The organism is Bacillota bacterium (assembly GCA_040757085.1).
Classification (GTDB): Bacteria; Bacillota; Sulfobacillia; order JACIYH01; family JACIYH01; genus JACIYH01.
Genome location: JBFLXJ010000028.1, coordinates 47,197 through 65,155, shown reverse-complemented (window position 1 = coordinate 65,155; position 17,959 = coordinate 47,197). Strand labels below are relative to the sequence as shown.

At 67.5% G+C, this 17,959-nt stretch carries 18 protein-coding genes; all 18 read right to left on the bottom strand.

Going from position 1 to position 17,959, the window contains the following annotated elements:
* Positions 1-186: 186 nt before the first annotated feature.
* Entirely contained in the window at positions 187-1,152 is a 966-nt protein-coding gene (gene cas6 / locus AB1446_11000; protein ID MEW6547420.1) for a CRISPR system precrRNA processing endoribonuclease RAMP protein Cas6, read from the bottom strand.
* Positions 1,153-1,416: 264 nt separating this feature from the next.
* The gene (locus AB1446_10995; GenBank protein MEW6547419.1) at positions 1,417-2,028 is read right to left on the bottom strand and encodes an NUDIX hydrolase; all 612 of its coding nucleotides are present in this window, start codon (positions 2,026-2,028) and stop codon (positions 1,417-1,419) included.
* 5 nt (positions 2,029-2,033) lie between these two features.
* The gene (locus AB1446_10990; protein ID MEW6547418.1) at positions 2,034-3,329 is read right to left on the bottom strand and encodes a PD-(D/E)XK nuclease family protein; all 1,296 of its coding nucleotides are present in this window, start codon (positions 3,327-3,329) and stop codon (positions 2,034-2,036) included.
* A gap of 79 nt (positions 3,330-3,408) precedes the next feature.
* Entirely contained in the window at positions 3,409-3,855 is a 447-nt protein-coding gene (locus tag AB1446_10985) for an ACT domain-containing protein (protein MEW6547417.1), read from the bottom strand.
* Between the two features lie 83 nt (positions 3,856-3,938).
* The gene (locus AB1446_10980; GenBank protein ID MEW6547416.1) at positions 3,939-4,649 is read right to left on the bottom strand and encodes an amino acid racemase; all 711 of its coding nucleotides are present in this window, start codon (positions 4,647-4,649) and stop codon (positions 3,939-3,941) included.
* An 86-nt stretch (positions 4,650-4,735) separates the two neighbouring features.
* Entirely contained in the window at positions 4,736-7,531 is a 2,796-nt protein-coding gene (gene ileS, locus AB1446_10975; protein MEW6547415.1) for an isoleucine--tRNA ligase, read from the bottom strand.
* Between the two features lie 53 nt (positions 7,532-7,584).
* The gene (locus AB1446_10970; protein MEW6547414.1) at positions 7,585-7,908 is read right to left on the bottom strand and encodes a DUF167 domain-containing protein; all 324 of its coding nucleotides are present in this window, start codon (positions 7,906-7,908) and stop codon (positions 7,585-7,587) included.
* 30 nt (positions 7,909-7,938) lie between these two features.
* Positions 7,939-8,565, bottom strand: coding sequence for a DivIVA domain-containing protein (locus tag AB1446_10965; GenBank protein ID MEW6547413.1), 627 nt, complete (start codon positions 8,563-8,565; stop codon positions 7,939-7,941).
* Positions 8,566-8,606: 41 nt separating this feature from the next.
* A complete protein-coding gene (locus AB1446_10960; protein ID MEW6547412.1) occupies positions 8,607-9,296 on the bottom strand; it encodes a YggS family pyridoxal phosphate-dependent enzyme in 690 nt (229 codons plus the stop codon).
* A gap of 7 nt (positions 9,297-9,303) precedes the next feature.
* Positions 9,304-10,182 (bottom strand): HlyD family efflux transporter periplasmic adaptor subunit, encoded by an 879-nt coding sequence (locus AB1446_10955; protein ID MEW6547411.1) that lies wholly within the window; start codon positions 10,180-10,182, stop codon positions 9,304-9,306.
* Positions 10,183-10,388: 206 nt separating this feature from the next.
* Positions 10,389-11,165, bottom strand: a complete 777-nt coding sequence (gene pgeF / locus AB1446_10950; GenBank protein MEW6547410.1) for a peptidoglycan editing factor PgeF — start codon at positions 11,163-11,165, stop codon at positions 10,389-10,391.
* A 47-nt stretch (positions 11,166-11,212) separates the two neighbouring features.
* On the bottom strand, positions 11,213-11,443 hold the full coding sequence (locus AB1446_10945) for a YlmC/YmxH family sporulation protein (GenBank protein ID MEW6547409.1): 231 nt from the start codon (positions 11,441-11,443) through the stop codon (positions 11,213-11,215).
* Between the two features lie 53 nt (positions 11,444-11,496).
* A complete protein-coding gene (locus AB1446_10940) occupies positions 11,497-12,234 on the bottom strand; it encodes a stage II sporulation protein R (GenBank protein MEW6547408.1) in 738 nt (245 codons plus the stop codon).
* 159 nt (positions 12,235-12,393) lie between these two features.
* Positions 12,394-13,161: an RNA polymerase sporulation sigma factor SigG gene (sigG, locus tag AB1446_10935; protein ID MEW6547407.1), complete on the bottom strand. Its 768-nt coding sequence runs from the start codon at positions 13,159-13,161 to the stop codon at positions 12,394-12,396.
* A 179-nt stretch (positions 13,162-13,340) separates the two neighbouring features.
* Entirely contained in the window at positions 13,341-14,075 is a 735-nt protein-coding gene (gene sigE, locus AB1446_10930; protein ID MEW6547406.1) for an RNA polymerase sporulation sigma factor SigE, read from the bottom strand.
* Positions 14,072-14,965 carry a sigma-E processing peptidase SpoIIGA gene (locus tag AB1446_10925; GenBank protein MEW6547405.1) on the bottom strand — a complete coding sequence of 298 codons (894 nt, stop codon included), beginning with the start codon at positions 14,963-14,965 and terminating at the stop codon, positions 14,072-14,074. Before AB1446_10925 ends, sigE begins: the two co-directional genes overlap by 4 nt.
* Positions 14,966-15,213: 248 nt before the next feature.
* The gene (locus tag AB1446_10920; GenBank protein ID MEW6547404.1) at positions 15,214-17,103 is read right to left on the bottom strand and encodes a hypothetical protein; all 1,890 of its coding nucleotides are present in this window, start codon (positions 17,101-17,103) and stop codon (positions 15,214-15,216) included.
* Positions 17,100-17,861 (bottom strand): ABC transporter ATP-binding protein, encoded by a 762-nt coding sequence (locus tag AB1446_10915; protein ID MEW6547403.1) that lies wholly within the window; start codon positions 17,859-17,861, stop codon positions 17,100-17,102. The genes AB1446_10920 and AB1446_10915 overlap by 4 nt, the downstream gene beginning before the upstream one ends.
* Positions 17,862-17,959 lie beyond the last annotated feature (98 nt).

Genomic DNA, 17,959 nt, shown 5'->3' with positions numbered 1-17,959 from the left:
CTGCCGGCTTTCCCCTGCCGGTCGGCCTCCGCCCGCCCCCCTGCCGTTCGCGGGCGGCATCTGGCCCGCCTTCCGCGTCGCACGTAGAGTTTAGCGCACCCACCCCGTCATCAGCCGTCGGACCACGCCAGTCCCTGACCGATCACGTACTCTTTGCTTGGCCGCTTCTTGAAAGCCCCACTGCGCTCAAACGGAAAACCTGTACTGCCCCAGCCCGAAGGTGGCGTTCTTGCCCACGTGCACCAACCAGCCAAACGCTAAAAGTGGCAGGAACTCCTCCAGATCCCCCCGATAGCGCACCTTCCCCACCAGCCCGCTCAGGTCCATGGCCGCCTTCTGCCTGGCCGAGTACCGCTGCCAGTTCACCCACCTGATGGTCAGCGCCTCCGTCACCACCTCCCCGGCCCGGGCGATAATCCCCTTGAAGTCGAGATCGACCGCCACGCCGTGGTAGAAGTAAGCCAGCGTGGATAGCCTGCGCAGGAGGGCTCGCGTCAGCACGTGGAACTCGGGCGTGCGCGCCAGCTGGCTCTCATGTTGCAGCCTGGTCATGGTGAGGAACTCGATGCCCAGGGCGCGGCGGGGCAGGCCCTGTGACCATCGCTCGAGCTCTTCCCCCCGCACCACCAGGTCCACGTTGTAGACGCGGCCGCAGGCTCCCTCGAAAACCCTCTCTTCCCGGTTGGTCAGGGGATTGACCCCCGTCACCCGGCGCAGAAAGGCGCGGCCCCGCTTTCCGTCTTTCCAAAGGCCAATACCCGCTTCGCCCAGTTCGCGGAACACCACGATGAAGTAAGGCAGGTACTCGATCGCGCGCCCCACCAATATGAGGGTGAACTCCAGATCCTCTCCGGGATCGACTACCGTGCGCTGGTCTGCCGGTGGCCGCAGCACGAAGGGCCGGGCCACCTGATCGAAGTTGCGCAGGCGTTCCGCGTCAGGCCCCGGCCCGCTCTCGAATATCACCCCGTAAGGGCAGGACGGCCGCAACACGCATTCCGGGCAGCGACCGTCTCTGAGGGAACAGCTTACTCTCTTGAGGATGGTGCCCAGGGCTCCCCGGAGGACGCCCCCCTTGTACGCGGGCAGGTGGATGGGTGTGCGCGCCTCCAGCGCGAACCGGTACTGCGCAATCCGCAGGCCCTCCAGCACCCTCTCCTGCCCCCTATCCCCCCGGCCCGGCCCCACTTTCTCTATCGTCCTCGCGCGGCCCCGGGGCGTGCGAGCGACAGCTGCGGGGTCGGGTGCCACTGCGCCGGGTTACGGGCGAACCGTCAGCTCCGTTAATATGGCATCCTGAGGATCCTTCGACACGGGTGGCCACAAACCCTTGTTTGACAGATGTCAAGCAAGAGCACAATTTTTCGCTGGAAAATCATTGGAGTTCTGCTGGGCGCATGAGGTCTCTCCTGCGGGTTACGCTCCATCTCCACCCAAAAGACCCGTCTTATGCAGTTCAACGAGGGCCAGGTCAGTTAACGCCACACGGTACCGGAAGAGACCACCTCCGGTGGCGAGGAGGGCGTCGCGGATGGGGCCCTGCAGCTCCTCCTTTGTCACCCAGCGGGCGGCCGCGATCTCCTCATGGTCTTCAGGTTCCAGCGCTACCTTGGGGTCAGAAGACACCGGCCGGGCGGCAAAGACGTGGCTTACCCAGGGTTGCTCCCGCCTGCTCCCTTCCTCGCAGAAGAAGGTCACGTCAATCCTGAGCAGATACCGCAAAAGGCAGATATCCAGGCCCGTCTCCTCCCGCATCTCCCGCCTGATGCCTGCCTCCAGATCCTCGTCGCGGCGCACGCCCCCGCTGGGGGCCCGCCATACCCCCGGGGGGTGGAAGTGCTTGCGGATGACGGCCACCCGCCCCTCTCCATCCAGGATGAAGCAGGTGACGTCGTGGGCCCGCCCGCCCTTGCGGCTGTCCAGCACCATCTCCATCTCGGGGCCGGAAACGCCCTGGCTCATGTGCACCTCGCGGGGTTGGCCGTAACGGGCAATCAGCGGTGCCAGCTTCTCGGCGGTCAGGTACACGGCCCCTACCCCCCACAGTTCGTCCCCGGAATCGCCCCGGGAGCTTCGGGTGAGGACGTCCCCGGGCAGCTCGCGGGCCTCATCGGGCCACGTTCCAGCTCCGCCCGCGCCTTGAGCCGTTGCCAGCGGCCCTCGCTGGCCGGAGGCAGCTCGGAATGCCACCGCCTCAGTTGCCGCAGCACCTCTTCCGCTTCGGACACCCCATCCTCGCCCCTGAGGGCCAGGAGAGCCTCGGCCAGAATCAGGCCTGTATCCGTCCACCGCAGCGATCGCGTTCCCGGCGGGGCGCCTCCGGCACTGCTCGAGAGCAGCCGTTCCCACGCCCGCCTCAAATGCTGGACGGCCTCCGCCGTCCTGCCCAGGATAGCCAGGGCCACACCCAGTTGCTGGCGACTCAGCACGTAGTCTGGTCCCACCTCGACCGCCCGCGCCGCCGCGTGCGCAGCCGCCTCGTACTCGCCCCGGAACATGCGGATCTGGGCCAGGCGCGTCCACAGGGCCGGGAGACGATGGGATGCCGTGAGCGCTTCCAGCTTGCCGGCGGCGTCTTCGCGCCATTGAATCAGGAGTTCCTCCAGAGGGGCCTCCGGACACAGGGCCCGAAAGTCGCACGAGCGGCACCACTCGTTCTCGCCGGGCACGAAAATCTCATCGCCGGCGATGTTCTCGAGCAGCCGGGCAACTTCTTCTTCCAGGGCAGCCACGTCTCCCGGAGCAAGTTCCCGGACCACCTTCTCGCCTTCGGACAGGTACTCGTACACCATGACCACACGGGCAGGCGGACTCTCCACCTCCCCTTTCCAAACCATCAGCGGGTAGATGCGGGCCGCCACGTCATCTTCGAGACTGCCCGGGCTGCGCCCCGTCTTGTAGTCCACCACACGCAGGGTGCCTTCCCCCAGGTCGTCTACCCGGTCCACCTTCCCCGTCACGCGGTGCTCACCCAGGTCGAGGGACATGCTGCACTCCAGGCGCCTCACCCTCACTTCGGCAGGTCGCGCCCGCCCGGCATAACGCCGGAGCATGTCGTAACCCTGCCGGTACCAGCGCTCCCTGTCCTCCCGGCTGGCGAACGCCGGGTCGGACGCCTTCGACGCCCAGGCCTGCCTGTACAGGGCAAACAGCGCGGCCGGGGTGCGCTGGTCGGGGGGCAGGGTGTAAAACCTGCGCAGGGCACTGTGAACAATGGAGCCCAGTGCCACGTAGGGGCGGGGCCGCACCATGGGCTGCAGCTCGGCCTGACCCTCACACCAGTACTGAAACGGACAGCGCAGCCACATGGCGAGCCTCGTGCAGTTCACCTGCACGGTACCACCCCCCCGCCGCGGCTCCGGCCTGCCGCGCGGTAGTCGCTCCTTTCCCCGCCCATCCGGCGCCGCATCATTCCCCGGCACCACCATTTCCCAGGACCTGCCGGACCTCGTCCTTTTTCGACCACGGCACCAGCAGGTGGTCCCGGGAGAACGCCGAGAAGGCACCGCAGGTCATCCCGGCCCGTGCCAGACGGGCCGTCACCTCGGCGAGGAACCCCACCACGTCCCAGGGCAGCGGCGTGCGGCAGGTGACCAGGGCCCATCCGGCTTCCACCCTCCCCCCGGAAATGCCCGCGAGTCCGTGCCCCGACTCGAAGACTTCCCGGGGCGCCAGCACCGTCAACTCAAAACCGTCGTCGCCCCACCACACCGGCCCCGGCAGGGACTCTCCGGCGAGCATCGCCACCACCCGGGACCTCGCCTCCCGCGGAAAAGAGGCGATGGCCATCTCGCACGGCCAAACGTGCCAGGTGGCACCGGCCAGCAAGCTCAGCGTCCTCTCGGGAACGCCCATGGCAATCCTCCTCGCGATACTCAGTAGCCCTGCTCAGAAGGCAGCCCACCCCCAGCGGGCGGTACAGGCAAGAAGGGGGCGGCTCAGGCCGAAAGGGCGGCACGGACGGCAGTCTCCGCCAGCACCCGGGTGGCATCCACCAGGGGGACGTCCACATCTTCGTCGCGCAACACCAGGGGGATTTCCGTACACCCCTCGATGATGGCTTCGGCGCCGGCCTCCTGCAACCAGCGGCCGACAGCCTGAAGCGGCGCACGGGCCCCCTGCAGGTCGCCCCGCTTGATCCGCGATATGGCCTCCATCACCACATCCTGGTCGGCCGGGCCGGGCACCAGCACCCGGATCCCGCGGGCCTCCAGGGCGCGGTGGTACAGGCCCGTCTTCACCGTGCCCGTGGTGGCGAGCAACCCCACCTGCGCCGGGCCGGGCCGGGTGCCGGCCAGTTCGCGCGCCACCTCTTCCATCATGTGCAGCACGGGGATGCTCACCGCCGCCTGCACCTCCCCCCAGAAGTAATGGGCGGTGTTGCAGGGCATGGCTATGAGCCCCGCGCCGGCCCGCTCCAGGTTGCGGGCCGTTTCCTGGAGGGCCGGGACGGGGTCTTCCCCGTCGGCCAGGATGGCCGCAGTGCGGTCCGGTATCAGGGGATTTGAGTCGACAATCACCCGCAGGTGATCCTGATCCCGCCTGACGGGCTTGAAGCGCGGCGTCACCCGGATGATCTTGTGGAAAAGATCGCAGGTGGCCTCCGGCCCCATGCCCCCCAGGATGCCGATGATCTTCGCCACGGGCATCACCTCACGCCGCCCCCGGTCACACTCCACATTGCCGCCGGTTCGGGATCGGCGGTAAGGAAGGATATTGCGGGCAGGGTGCGCGTTCAGAAGCAGCGGCGGACGACGTCGGCGCAGCGCCGACACAGCCCCGCGTGCTCGGGGTCGGTGCCCACCGTTTCCGAGTGAATCCAGCAGCGCTCGCACCGCGCACCGGCGGCTTTGAGCACACCCACCCCCACGCCGGCAGCGGGTCCCCGCTCCCCGACCGCCCAGCCCAGGTAGCGCGCGGGATCGGGCTCGCCTTCCCGCAGCTCCACCTGGGACACGATGAACAGGGCGGGCAGCTCCGGCAGGTAACGCCGCACCAGGCTGCCGGGCTGGGTCCGTGCAGCGTTGTTGCCAGGGTCGGGCTGCGAAGCGGCGGGCGCGGCCGTGGGCAGGCAGATTTCCAGGGCGGCGGCCAGGGAGCCCCCAATGTGCTTGGCCGCGCGGGCCTCTTCCAGGGCCTTCTGGGCCACCTCGCGCACTGCCAGCAGGACCTCCCAGCGCCGGCCCAGCTCCTCGTCGATCCAGGCCTCATCCGGGTGAGGCCACTCGGTCAGGTGGACGCTCCAGGCTTCTCCCTCCCGGCGCGGTAGGTGCTGCCACACCTCTTCCGCTGTGAAGGGCAGGATGGGGGCCAGCAGGCGCACCAGCGTGTGGCCCACCTGGTACAGCACGGTCTGGGCGGCCCGCCGCCCGGGGTCGGTGGGACCGGAGCAGTACAGCCGGTCCTTGATCACGTCCAGATAGATCTGGCTCATGTCCACGGTGCAGAAGGTGTGCACGACCTGCTGAGCCACGTGGTACTCGTACTCGGAGAACGCCCGGGTGGCCCGCTCCACCACCTTGGCAAGGGAGTACAGCGCCCACCTGTCAACTTCCAGGAGGTTCTCGTAGGGGACGTTGTCCCGGCCAGGCTGGAAGTCGTACAGGTTGCCCAGCACGAAGCGCAGGGTGTTACGGATCTTGCGGTACACCTCGGCCAACTGGTCCAGGATGACGGGCGAGATGCGCACGTCGTCCCGGTAGTCGGAGGCCGCCACCCACAGGCGCAGGACGTCCGCCCCGTATTTGTCCGTGACTTCGGCGGGGTCGATCACGTTCCCCAGCGACTTGTGCATGGCCCGGCCTTCACCGTCCAGCACGAAGCCGTGGGTGACCACGGTACGGAACGGCGCCTTCCCCCGGGTCGCCACGGAGGTGAGCAGGGAGGCCTGGAACCACCCCCGGTGCTGGTCTGACCCTTCCAGGTAGCACTCGGCCGGCCAGGAGAGGTCGGGCCTCTCCTCCAGGACGGCCACGTGGCTGGACCCAGAGTCGAACCAGACGTCCATGATGTCGGATTCCTTGTGGAAAGCAGTCCCCCCGCACGGGCACGACGTCCCGGCCGGCAGGATCTCAGCAGCTTCGCGCCGGAACCAGGCATCGGAGCCTTCCCGGCGGAAGAGGTCCGCCACCGCCGCGATGGTCTCCTGCGTGATGAGGGGCTGCCCGCAGGAGGTGCAGTAGAAGATGGGGATGGGCACCCCCCACGCCCGCTGGCGCGAGACGCACCAGTCGGCGCGGTCCTTCACCATGTTGCGGATGCGTTCCCGGCCCCAGGCCGGCACCCAGGTGACCTGATCAATGGCTTCCAGGGCCTGCTCCCGGAACCCCTCCACGGAAGCGAACCACTGCTCGGTGGCCCGGAAGAGCAGGGGATTCTTGCAGCGCCAGCAGCACGGGTACGAGTGCAGGGTGGTGCCTGCCCCCAGCAGGGCACCCCGTCTCCTGAGTTCCGCGATGATTTCCGGGTCGGCATCCCGGTAGAACTTTCCCTCCAGCCACCCCGCCTCCGACGTGAAGCGCCCCCTGCCGTCGATGGGGGAGAGGACGGGAAGGCCGTACCGCCTGCCCACCTCGAAGTCCTCGGGACCGTGGCCGGGGGCGATGTGCACGCACCCGGTGCCCTCGTCCAGGGACACGTACTCGGCCGTCACCACCACCGACTCCCGGTCGAAAAAGGGATGCCGGCACCTCACGCCTTCCAGATCCCGGCCCCGGAAGGTGGCCACCACCTCCCAGCGTTCCAGCCCCAAGTCGGCGCAGGTGTCGTCCACCAGGCTCCGGGCCAGCACCAGCTTCCCCTGCTCGGTGTCCACCAGGGCGTAGGTGGCCTCGGGGTGCACAGCGATGGCCACGTTGGCAGGCAGGGTCCAGGGGGTGGTGGTCCAGATCACCACCCTGCTGTCGGCCGGCAGGACTCCCCGGCCGTCGCTGACGTCGAAAGCCACCCAGATGGACGGCGACTGCCGGTCGTGATATTCCACCTCGGCTTCGGCCAGGGCGGTTTCGCAGGCGGAGCACCAGTGCACCGACTTGAGCCCTCTGTAGATGTAACCCCGGCGCGCCATCTCTCCGAACACTTCCACCTGGCGGGCCTCGTACGCTCCGTCCATGGTGAGGTAGGGACGGAACCAGTCTCCGATTACACCCAAACGCATGAACTGCTGCCTCTGCACGTCCACGTACTTGAGGGCGTACTCCCGGCAGAAGCGGCGCAGTTCCAGAGGCTCAACCTCATGGTGGTCGATACCCAAAGCCTTAAGGGCAGCCAGTTCAATGGGAAGGCCATGGCAGTCCCAACCGGGGACATACGGGGCGTCGTAGCCGCTCATAGAGGCAAACCGCACCACGAAATCCTTGAGGATCTTGTTGAGGGCGGTTCCGATGTGGATGCTGCCGTTAGCGTAAGGCGGCCCGTCGTGCAGGACGTACCTGGGCCGGCCCCGGCGAGCCTCGCGCAGCTTACCGTACAGGTCTTCCTCCTGCCACCATTTGAGCAGTTCGGGTTCCCGCCGCGCCAGGTTGGCCTTCATGGGAAAGGCCGTGCGGGGCAGATTCAGCGTATGGTCGTACTTTCCATCCTTGCTCACTTCTGCAGACACTCCTTCAAGCGGCCCGCCACCTCGTCCACGGTCAGGCCATGGATGAGCACCACCTTGTCGCGCGCCGTGTGGCCCCGGATGATTTCCACCCGCTCGCCAGGAACATCCAGGGTGTCCGCCAGCAGCCGGCGGCAAGCCTCGTTGGCACGCCCACCCTCGGGAGGGGCGGTAACCTTCACCAGCAGGGCACCCTGACGCACGCCGGCCACCTCCTGCCGGCGGGCGTGCGGCTGCACCCGCAGCTTGAATACCACCCCTTCCCGGGTACGGCCCATCGGGATCATGGCCGGCTCACCCACCGCGGTCACGGCGCCGTCATCTCCTGACCCATCAGCTCGTCACGGCCCGTCGTCGTCTCCTGCCGGTACCGCACCCGGCCCCCCCGGGGATGCCTGGGACGGGGCGGATGCCACCGGCGGCCGATCGGTGCCGTGCGCCGGCCGGTCGGCGGCAGCCGCCTGTTCCGCCGCCGCCACATCACCCAGCAGGTCGAGCTGGGTCAGGAACAGGCTGCGCACCCGCGCCTTGAAGGTCTGCACCTGCCGTTTCAGCTCCTCGTATTCATCCTGGGTGCGCTTCACGCGAGCCTGCGCCTCGCGCATGGCAAGCTGGGCGCGCGCCTCGGCATCGTCAACGATTTCCTTTGCCTTCGCCTGCGCTTCCTTGAGGATGATCTCCGCCTCGCGCCGGGCGTTGGCCCGCACCTCGTCGGCGGTGGCCTCGGCCAGTATCAGGGTCTGCTTAAGGGTTTCTTCCAGGGCCTGGTAGTTGGAGAGGCGGTTCTCCAGCTCCTCGACGCGTTCCTCCAGGGCGGTCTTTTCCCTGAGCAGGGCCTCGAAATCGCGCACCACCTGGTCGAGGAACTCGTCTACCTCTGCCTCCGAGTACCCGCGGAACGACCGGCGAAACTCCTTGTTGTGGATGTCAAGAGGGGTGAGCACCAGGGAACCCTCCCTTGCCTTCAAACTTCCGCCATCTTCGACAGGAGGCGACCGAAGTCCTGCGATCAGCCGCGGGGGCCGAAGATGGCCGTCCCCACCCTGATCATGGTTGCCCCCTCCTCCACCGCCACCGGGAAGTCCTGGGTCATGCCCATGGAAAGCTCCTTCATTTCGATTCCCGGGATGCCCCATTCCCGGACCCGCCGGGCCAGTTCGCGCAGGCGCCGGAAGCAGGGGCGAGCCTGTTCCATGTGCTCCACCAGCGGGGCTATGGTCATCAGCCCCTCCACCCGGACCAGGGGCAGGGTGGCCACCTCTTCCAGCAGGGGACGCAACTCGGCCTCGCTTACCCCGTACTTGGAGGGCTCCCCGGACACGTTGACCTCCACCAGAACCCTCACCACCCGGCCCTGCTCGCCCGCCCTCTTCTGGATTTCCCGCGCCAGGCGCACGCTATCCAGGGAATGGATGAGGTCGAAGAGCTTTACGGCGTATTTTACCTTATTAGTCTGCAGGTGTCCAACCAGGTGCCACGACACGGGCAAATCCACCAGGCGCCCGTGCTTGTCCCGGGCCTCCTGCACCCGGTTTTCTCCCAGGATATGCACTCCCGCTGCCACCGCTTCCCGGATGCGCTCATCGTCTATGCCTTTTGAGACTGCCACCACCGCGATCTCTTCCGGCCTCCGCCCCGCGCGCAGGGCGGCCTCGGCCACCTGATCAAGGACCTGCCGGTAACGCTCTGCTACGGACAACTGCCCCTCACCTCACGATGGCCCCCTCGCGGACCAGCCAGGGGTTGGTGATCACCTGGCTGCCCTCGGGAATCCCCTCGACGGCCACCAGGGAATCCTTTTCACCCCTGACCTCCACTTTAACCCACTGGGCCAGGGTCTTCTTCACCACGAATACCCCGGGCTGGCCTTCTCTTTCCACCAGGGCCCGCCTGGGGATCAGGAGTCCTGAGGCCCGCTCTTTGATAACCTCCACCGTAATTACCCTGACGCGCAGCAGTTGTTCGATCCATTCGTTGCTCGCCAGGACAATGGTGCCGTAGGTGCGGTCGTCCCCGGGATGGTGCGCTTCAGGCCGCATCGCAATCTCCCGGCCGCCCGGCAATCGCACCAGCACCCGGGAACGATTGGCGAGCTGGGCCACCTCAGCGGGAGGCAGGACCAGGCACAGGCGCATCCGGCTGGTATCCACCACCCGGGCCAGGGCCTGCCCTACCGCGACCGCCTCGCCATCGCGCAACTGGTGCGGCCGGGGCTTGAGCCCCAGGACCTGGGGAGCGGCCGGCGACGTCCCCGACCCGAAACGCAGGTGGCCTTCCGTCCCGTCCGTGACCAGGCTGACCACGCCGGGGGCGGGAGATCCCACCTCGTTCCCGTCCACCAGGCACACCGGGGTGCCCGTGCGCACCCTCTCCCCTTCCCGCACGCGCAGGCGTACCATACCTGCCACGGGGGCAGTGAGCACCCACTCGTCCCACAGGACCACGGCCTGCCCACTCACAGTGGTCTCCAACCGTCCCGGCTTGGCCTCCACCACGCGGACCAGGTAGGGCAACAGGGCAGCTCGTGTCCAGGAATACCCCAGCGTGCCCACGACGCCCACCCCGACGAGCAGCACCAGCCCCACCAGCAACCACCTCCCCCAGGGTGCCGGGAAAGGCAGGTACCGCCGCACCCCAGCAGAACGTACCCGGGATGAGCGGGTCCTTCCCCCTCGCCGGCGTGCCATGGTCCCCCGTGCGGCCCCCCCCGCGGCAGAACGCCGCCGCGCGGGTGGACGCCCTCCCCGGTAGGAGGCGGGGCGCACCTGCCTCCCCCGCGCTGCCGACCGCGTCATCCCCTCAGGGCCAGTACGGCCGCCATCCGGCCCGTCACACCTCCATCCCGTCTGTGGGACCAGAACAGATGGGGGTGGCAGGCCGTGCACATGTCGGCCCGGTAAACCTGTAGGGAGGGGACGCCGGCCCTCTCCAGGAGAATGGCAATCGTCCCCGGCAGGTCAAAGAAAAGCCTCCCCTGGCGGATGGCAAGCACCCGCGCGGCATCCTCACCCAGGCGATGTTCCACCCGGGCTCGCACATCGTCCCCGACCCCGTAGCAGCAGGGTCCGATGCACGGGCCGATGGCGGCCAGAACGTCCCCGGGGCGGCCGCCGGCAACGGCGGCCATGGCCTCCAGCCCCTGCTCCACGATGCCGGCCACCGTCCCCCGCCAGCCGGCGTGGAGCAGGGCCACCACCCGCCTTCCCGGGTCACAGAGGTGAACCGGAGCACAATCGGCACAGAACACGGCCAGAGGCAAATCCGGCCGGCGCGTCACCATGCCATCTCCTTCTCCGAGCGCGGGCCAGTCTCCCGGTTCGCCCGCAGGGGGGACATCTTCCACCGGCAGCACCCGGGTGCCGTGCACCTGGCGCACCACCACCGGAGGCCGGGGGAGGTATGCCCAGGTCAGGGAAGCCCGAACCTGGCGCACCACTTCCCCGGGATGCAGGGGGCCGGCGGCGAGGCCAAGGGGCCGTAATGTGAACAGGGCCAGGCATCCGGCCTCCTCCAAAGGCCGGATGCGCAGCACCGGTACACCCCCGTCGTCACTCCTTGAGAAACTCACGGGAAACCACCCGGGTTTGGTTTCGTCCCGCCCCGGGCGGCCTCCTGCTAGCCGGCCTCTACCAGGATCACGTCCTCGCCGATCTTCTTTATCCTCTCCCAGGGTATAACGTAATCCGGCTCCCTTCCCAGCAACCCCAGGACGCGGGGGCTACCGGGTACCACCATGGCCAGCAGCCGGCCGGTCTGGGGATCAACTTCCCAATCGCTGATGAAGCCCAGGCGGCGGCCGTCCTTTACCGTTACCACGTCCCGAAAGCGCAGGTCCGACAGGCGCATGTGGGCCCCTGCATCAATTTATGAGGGGAGCGCCGAACCCATCCCGCTCTCGGTTAGGGGTGGGCCTGTTCCTGCCACCACCTCTGCACCCAGCCCGCAGGGTCGATGCCCCGCCTCCGCATCCAGTCCAGGATGAACAAGCGCACCTCCGGACGCGGCATCGCCATCCCCCCGGACTGGGAGCGGCCCACCAGCAACTGCCGCACCTCATGCGGCACCTGCCCCGCCTCCAGTCGAGCGGCCCCCATCGCCTGCTGTCCATCCTGTGCCATGGCGAAAGACAGGACAGCTTCCTCCGCGCTCAGGGGCAGGGCCGTGGGGACGGCTACCCGTGCGTCCAGGAAGCAAAGGGGCGGGAACAGCACGCACCACCAGTTCTGTCCCGTGCCCTCTCCCAGGATCACCCGCAGGGCCGGATATGTTCCCGCCGGCAGGGTCAGGTCACGATAGGTCCGCTCGGGGAAGGGGAAGTACCCCACCTGCAATATAACGCCGTAGTCCTTACCGGCCGCGGCGATCAAGTCCCCCAGGAGCCGTGCCAGCTCGACCCTGTTCGCCTCGAGCACGGCCAGTGCTCCCTGGGTGTCCCGCACTTCTCCCCACCGGGAAGAAAGGAAATTGACGACCGTGTCGCGGGCCCGCATTTTCAGGGCCTGATCCTCGGGCCGGTCGCTGGCTGCGAGAACGTGCAGGCGCACCAGGTTGTAGGGATTGTACGCAAGCTCGGCTCGCGGGGCGGGACGCACGCTGGCCACCAGCCCGACCGCACCCACAATGGCAGCCAGCACCACCGCCCCCAAGCCTAGCAGCACCCTCCGCCCGCGCCTGCTGGAATTGCTCATCACCTTTGTCTCACCTTGCCTTTTCCTCCTCGTCTCTTCCTCCCGCTGTTTCGTACCCGGACGCTCGGGCGCCACGCCAGCTGGCGCCCCGCGGGGGCGGCGGAACGGTCACATATGCTGACGCATGTGGTTGAGGGCCGCCTTTTCCAGCCGGGAGACCTGGGCCTGGGATATCCCGATTTCCTCGGCTACCTCCATCTGGGTCTTCCCTTCGAAGAAGCGCAGGGTAAGGATCAGCCTTTCCCGCTCGGAAAGCTTACCCATCGCCTCCCGGAGGGAGATTCCCTCCAACCAGCTGGCATCTTCGTTGCGCTCGTCGGAGATCTGATCCATCACGAAGATAGGGTCTCCCCCGTCGTGGTACACGGGCTCGAAGAGGGAAATGGGCTCCTGGATGGCGTCCAGGGCGTAAACCACTTCCTCCTGGGGCAACTTCAATTCCTCGGCGATCTCGGCGATAGATGGTTCACGCGCGTACTTGCCGACCAGCGCATCCCGTACCTGCAGGGCCCGGTAGGCCACGTCACGCAGCGAGCGGCTCACCCGGATGGTGTTGTTATCCCGCAGGTAACGGCGGATCTCACCGATGATCATGGGCACCGCGTAGGTGGAAAAGCGCACATTCTGGCTCAGGTCAAAATTGTCTATGGCCTTCATCAGGCCGATGCATCCTACCTGGAACAGGTCGTCCACGTATTCGCCCCGGTTGTTGAAGCGCTGGATGACGCTCAGGACGAGGCGTAGGTTCCCGTATATCAACTCTTCCCTGGACCGCCGATCGCCATTCTTCATGGCCTCAAAAAGCTCCCGCATGCGGGCATTGGATAGTACGGGCAGGCGCGAGGTATCCACCCCGCATATCTCCACCCGGTTCATCCATCCGACCCCCTGCCGTGGGCATCTTCCGCCAAAAGTATGCCCACAACAAAGGACCTTTATGCGCAACGTTGCATGCCAAGTCGGACAAATATGTAAAGGGTACCCCTGCCAGCCCTGCCACCAACCGGCAGGAAGCGCACCGCGACGGGATGCCGGGCCGGTACGGGGCGGCGGTGCTACTGCATGGCGCGCATGAGTTCTCCCTGCAACCGCTTGAGGATGCGCTTCTCCAGGCGGGAAATGTAGGATTGGGATATGCCCAGCAGGTCGGCCACCTGCTTTTGCGTGCGGGGTTTGCCGTCCTTCAGTCCGAACCTGAGTTGTAGGATGCGCCGCTCCCGGGCGCTGAGTCGGGCCACTGCGCTGCGCAGGAGGACGCGGTCAACCTCGTCCTCCATGCGCTTGGACACCGCCTCGCCTCCGGTGTCAGGCAGGACATCGCAGAGGAGCAGTTCGTTCCCGTCCCAGTCGATGTTCAACGGCTCGTGCAGGGACACTTCCAGGCGGGTGCGGCCGTTGCGGCGAAGGTACATGAGGATCTCATTTTCTATGCACTTGGAGGCGTAGGTGGCCAGCTTGATCCTCTTGGACGGGTCAAAGGTGTTGACCGCCTTGATAAGGCCGATGGTACCGATGGAAACCAGATCCTCCGTCGGTACTCCCGTGTTGTCGAACTTGCGGGCAATGTAGACCACCAGGCGGAGATTGCGCTCGATTAGCACGCCCCGCACGGCAAAGTCTCCCTTTTCCAGCCGGGCCAGGAGGTAACGTTCCTCCTCGCTGGACAGCGGGGGCGGCAGTACCTCGGTGGTCCCCACGTACCAGATGCGGGGGATTATCCCCCAGCGTGCCAGCACCCCACGGACCCACAGGTACACCTGCCAGCGCATGGTCGCCCACCGTCGTCTCATGTCGTATCCCCTCCCCCACCCCTGTTCTCTTCCCGGAGGGCATCCTGGGGCAAGAGGCCCCGGTACCACCCTTCCGGCGACAGGATGTCCGGGCAAACTCCCACCACTACCGGTCCCACCAGGCGCCAGCCATCCTGGTGCTGGACTCTCACCCTGTCCGGGCGAAAGCCGTACAGCACGCCCCGCTGGCTCCCGAGGGCTACGAAGGGCACGATACAGAACCGCCCGGCCAGGGGTTCCTCGACCCCTTCCCCGGCACCGGGCACCGTGCGACCGAGCAGGAGGGGCTGAAGGGGCCGGGGGACCAGGCGCCGGGCCGTCCCGTACTCGACCACCACCACGGGAGCACCGGTAAAGGGGTCCCGCAGGCGGTTGCCGGTGTCCACCAGGGCGGGGAAGGCCACCGTGCGCCCGCCCAGGGAGACCTCTGCCGGCAGCACCATCAGACTGGACTGCTGGTGGCGGTAAGCCCAGGCCCGTCCGGCCAGGACCAGGGTGGCTGCCACCGCGACGCCCACCAGCCATGAGGGGATACCGGGAAACGGCCCCCCCACCCCGGGCAGTTGCAGATAAGCCAGGGCCAGGGCCCCTCCGCCGGCAGCCAGGGACAGCACCGCAAAACACCCCCACAGGCGCCCGAGGTGTAGCGGAGAGCGGACAGGGAAGGCCACCGTAACCATGAGCACCGAGAAAACGGCCTTGGCCGCTACTGAATACAGGGGGCGGGCGGCGGGGAACAGGAAGGCGGTGGCGTAGGCGGCTCCCAGGAAGGACGAGGCCGCCAAACGCAACCCCCGGGCCCGCACCCCGGCGAACCTGGCCGTGGCCCAAAGGAGCAGATAATCCATGGCCCAGTTGGTTAGAAAAAACAGGTCCGCGTAGATTACCACCGGCTGTCCCTGCCCGGCATACTAAATGTTTATGCCCCCCGCTCCGCTGTATGCCCCTGCCCCTTGCCCGCGGGGCCACGCATCAAAGCGGGCTGCCAGGATTATACAACTACCGCCGGGGTAGAAGAACGCGAAAACTGGATGTGGCACTGCCAGGCAGGATCCTGAGCGAAGTGCGACCGCGCCCTGCCTGCACCGTGGCTCTTGCATTGGGGCCATCGGAGTCACCCGGATGGGCATTGGTGCGCTCAATGTGCGCCCGCTGCCAGCACTCCTCCGGGAACTCCGGTGTCTTCTGCACCCTCCTGAGCGCCTGCAGCACCTCGCGGGGACGCACCCTCACCTGGCCCCGGACCGCGCCCGGGGCTGGCGGCGATGGCTTCCCGCACATCCAGGAGCCGGCCGGCCAGCGCAGGCGGGACGGCCGTGGCGCAGGCGCTCCCAACCAGCACGATCACCAGGCCCACCGCCCGCAGCCAGGCGCGCACCCCCGTCCAGGACCCCACTCCCATCATCCAGACCCCGGCTGCCAGGACGCCGGCATAGCCAGCTTCCAGAAGAAGGCTCAGCAGGAACGCCCAGCCCGAGGTCCTCTGGCGCGGGTCCCGGGCGGTGAAGTTGGGGTAGAGAGCGCCGGCGGCCACGTTAAGGGAAACCAGACCCGGCGCGACGATGAGGACGAAGGCGGCGATAAGCAGCACGGCCAGCGTGCCACCCCCGAGGACCAGAGCGAGCAGGGGAGCCAGCACCAGCCCCGGGGCGATCACCAGGGGCGTGACACCCAGGACCTTCCCCCAGAGGATCTCCTCCCCGGCCACCGGAGTGCTGCGCAACAGGGGCCAGCTTTTACCCTCACGCCCCACCGCCCCCACACCGAGGTAGCCGGCCAAACCCGCGAGCATCAGGTAGGCGGCTCCCAGGCCGGCGTACCGCCCGCCACTACCGGCAAGGAAGCTCGTGCTCCCACCCTTGATAACGGGGACCACCACGGCCACCCCCATCACCACCACCAGGTACAGGGCCTGGGCCCACTCCCGCATGTCGCGCGCGATGCTGCGCACTTCCTTGGCCGCGAGCGCCAGCACCGGCAACGGCAGCCCTCCCGGCGCGCGGGCCGCACCGGCCGCGGGCACTGGACCGACCGCGCGGCGCACACAGGTTCCGACCGCCCGGCCAGCAGCCTCGGGCACGGCGGCTGGCGCACGGGCGGTGCGCGGCTGGCGGGCGAACCGGCGGCGACGCTGCCTGCCGCGCACTTCGCCGCTACCCGCCCACCCGCCGTAAAACGCCTCCTGCACCAGCACGAACGATAGGGCGAAGAAAACCAGCGAACAGGCGGCCACCAGGCCGAACCAGCCCAGGAAGGCATCGGCCGGTCCCCGGGCGGCCGTGCGGGCGGCCTCGGCCAGCCACCAGGCCGGGGAATACCCCGCACTGGCCAGGCGAAAGCGACCCACCATGTGGGCCAGCTCCTGTGGGTTCATGCCCGCCGCATAACGCGGGCCCAACTGGCTCAGGGCATAGAATGCCGCACCCAGCAGCGAACCCAGGGCGGCGCCCAGTTCCTTCACCCGGTACGGGGGGATGAGGCGCATGGCGAGCAGGTTGAGGGAGGTGCCCACCGCCGCGGGCAGGAACACCGTCACGAAGGCCAGCACGACCGCCGCCGGGTAGTACCACCAGCCGGCACCCACGCCGGCCCCGTACCCCAGGGTGACTGGCAAAACCAGCAGGATGACCCACAGGGACTCGGTCGCCAGTATCTCGGCGAATTTCACCATAAAGACCTGCGTGACCGTGAGAGGGGCACAGAAAAGGAGGGGCAGGTCTGAAGACGAGTACATGGTCACGAAGGCGGTCCCGAAGGCGGTGAAAAGGCAGATCGACAGGCCCACCAGGTAGACGCCTGAGAGCAGGAGACGCTCCATACCCGCGAACATGGCGGCGGCTTCCGGAGGCACCCCCGGCGGCAGGCCCCGCGCTGTCCAGGCGAAAACGTAGCGGGAGCCCACGAAGACCGCCACACTCCACACCAGGCCGAAGAAAGCGAGGATGAGGCTGACGGCAGCCGCTACCTGGGACCGCCGGGCCAGGGAGCGCCAGAACAGCCGGAACTTCCACGCGAACAACCGGCTCACGAGGCGGTCTCCTCCCCGAGCAGGCGGATCACTTCCTCGTACTCGGTGCCCCCCGTGAGCTTGAGGAAAATGTCCTCCAGAGTGGCGGAATCCTCCCGGGCCTGTGCCCGCAGTTCCTGCATGGTCCCGCTGGCGACGAGGTGCCCCCGGTCGACGATGCCCACCCGGGTGCACATGCGCTCGGCGATCTCCAGCACATGGGTGGACATGAACACGGTCACGCCCCTCGCGACAAGAGCTCGCAGGACGTCTTTGAGCACGCGCGCGCTGCGCGGGTCCAGGCCCACGGTAGGTTCGTCCAGGATGAGGACGCGCGGCTCGTGTACCAACGCCCCCGCCACCGCAAGCTTCTGCCTCATACCCCGGGAGTAGGACTGGATGAGGTCGTCCCCACGTTCGCTCAGGCCGAAAAGTTCAAGCAGCTCGGGAATGCGCTCGCGCCTGCGGCTGCCGTCCACCCGGTACAGGTCCGCCACAAAGGTCAGGAACTCGCGCCCCGTCAGTTTCTCATACAGCACGGGCTCGTCGGGCACGTAACCGAGCAGGGCCTTGGCCCGCACCGGCTCTCTCTGGACGTCGTAACCTCCTATGAGTACCCGCCCCGCCGTGGGCCGCAGAAGCCCCGTCAACATACGGATGGTGGTCGTCTTCCCCGCACCGTTCGGGCCCAGAAATCCGAAGAGCTCTCCCTGCCGAACTTCCAGGTCGAGACCGTCAACGGCCATCAGCGTGCCGAAGCGTTTACACAATCGCTCCATCCTGATCACCGCGCCTGTCGCCTCCCAACATCCTCAACCCCGCAAGCCCCCACGCCCGGCCCACTCCCCAGGCACCACGCGCAAGTTGAGGCCACACT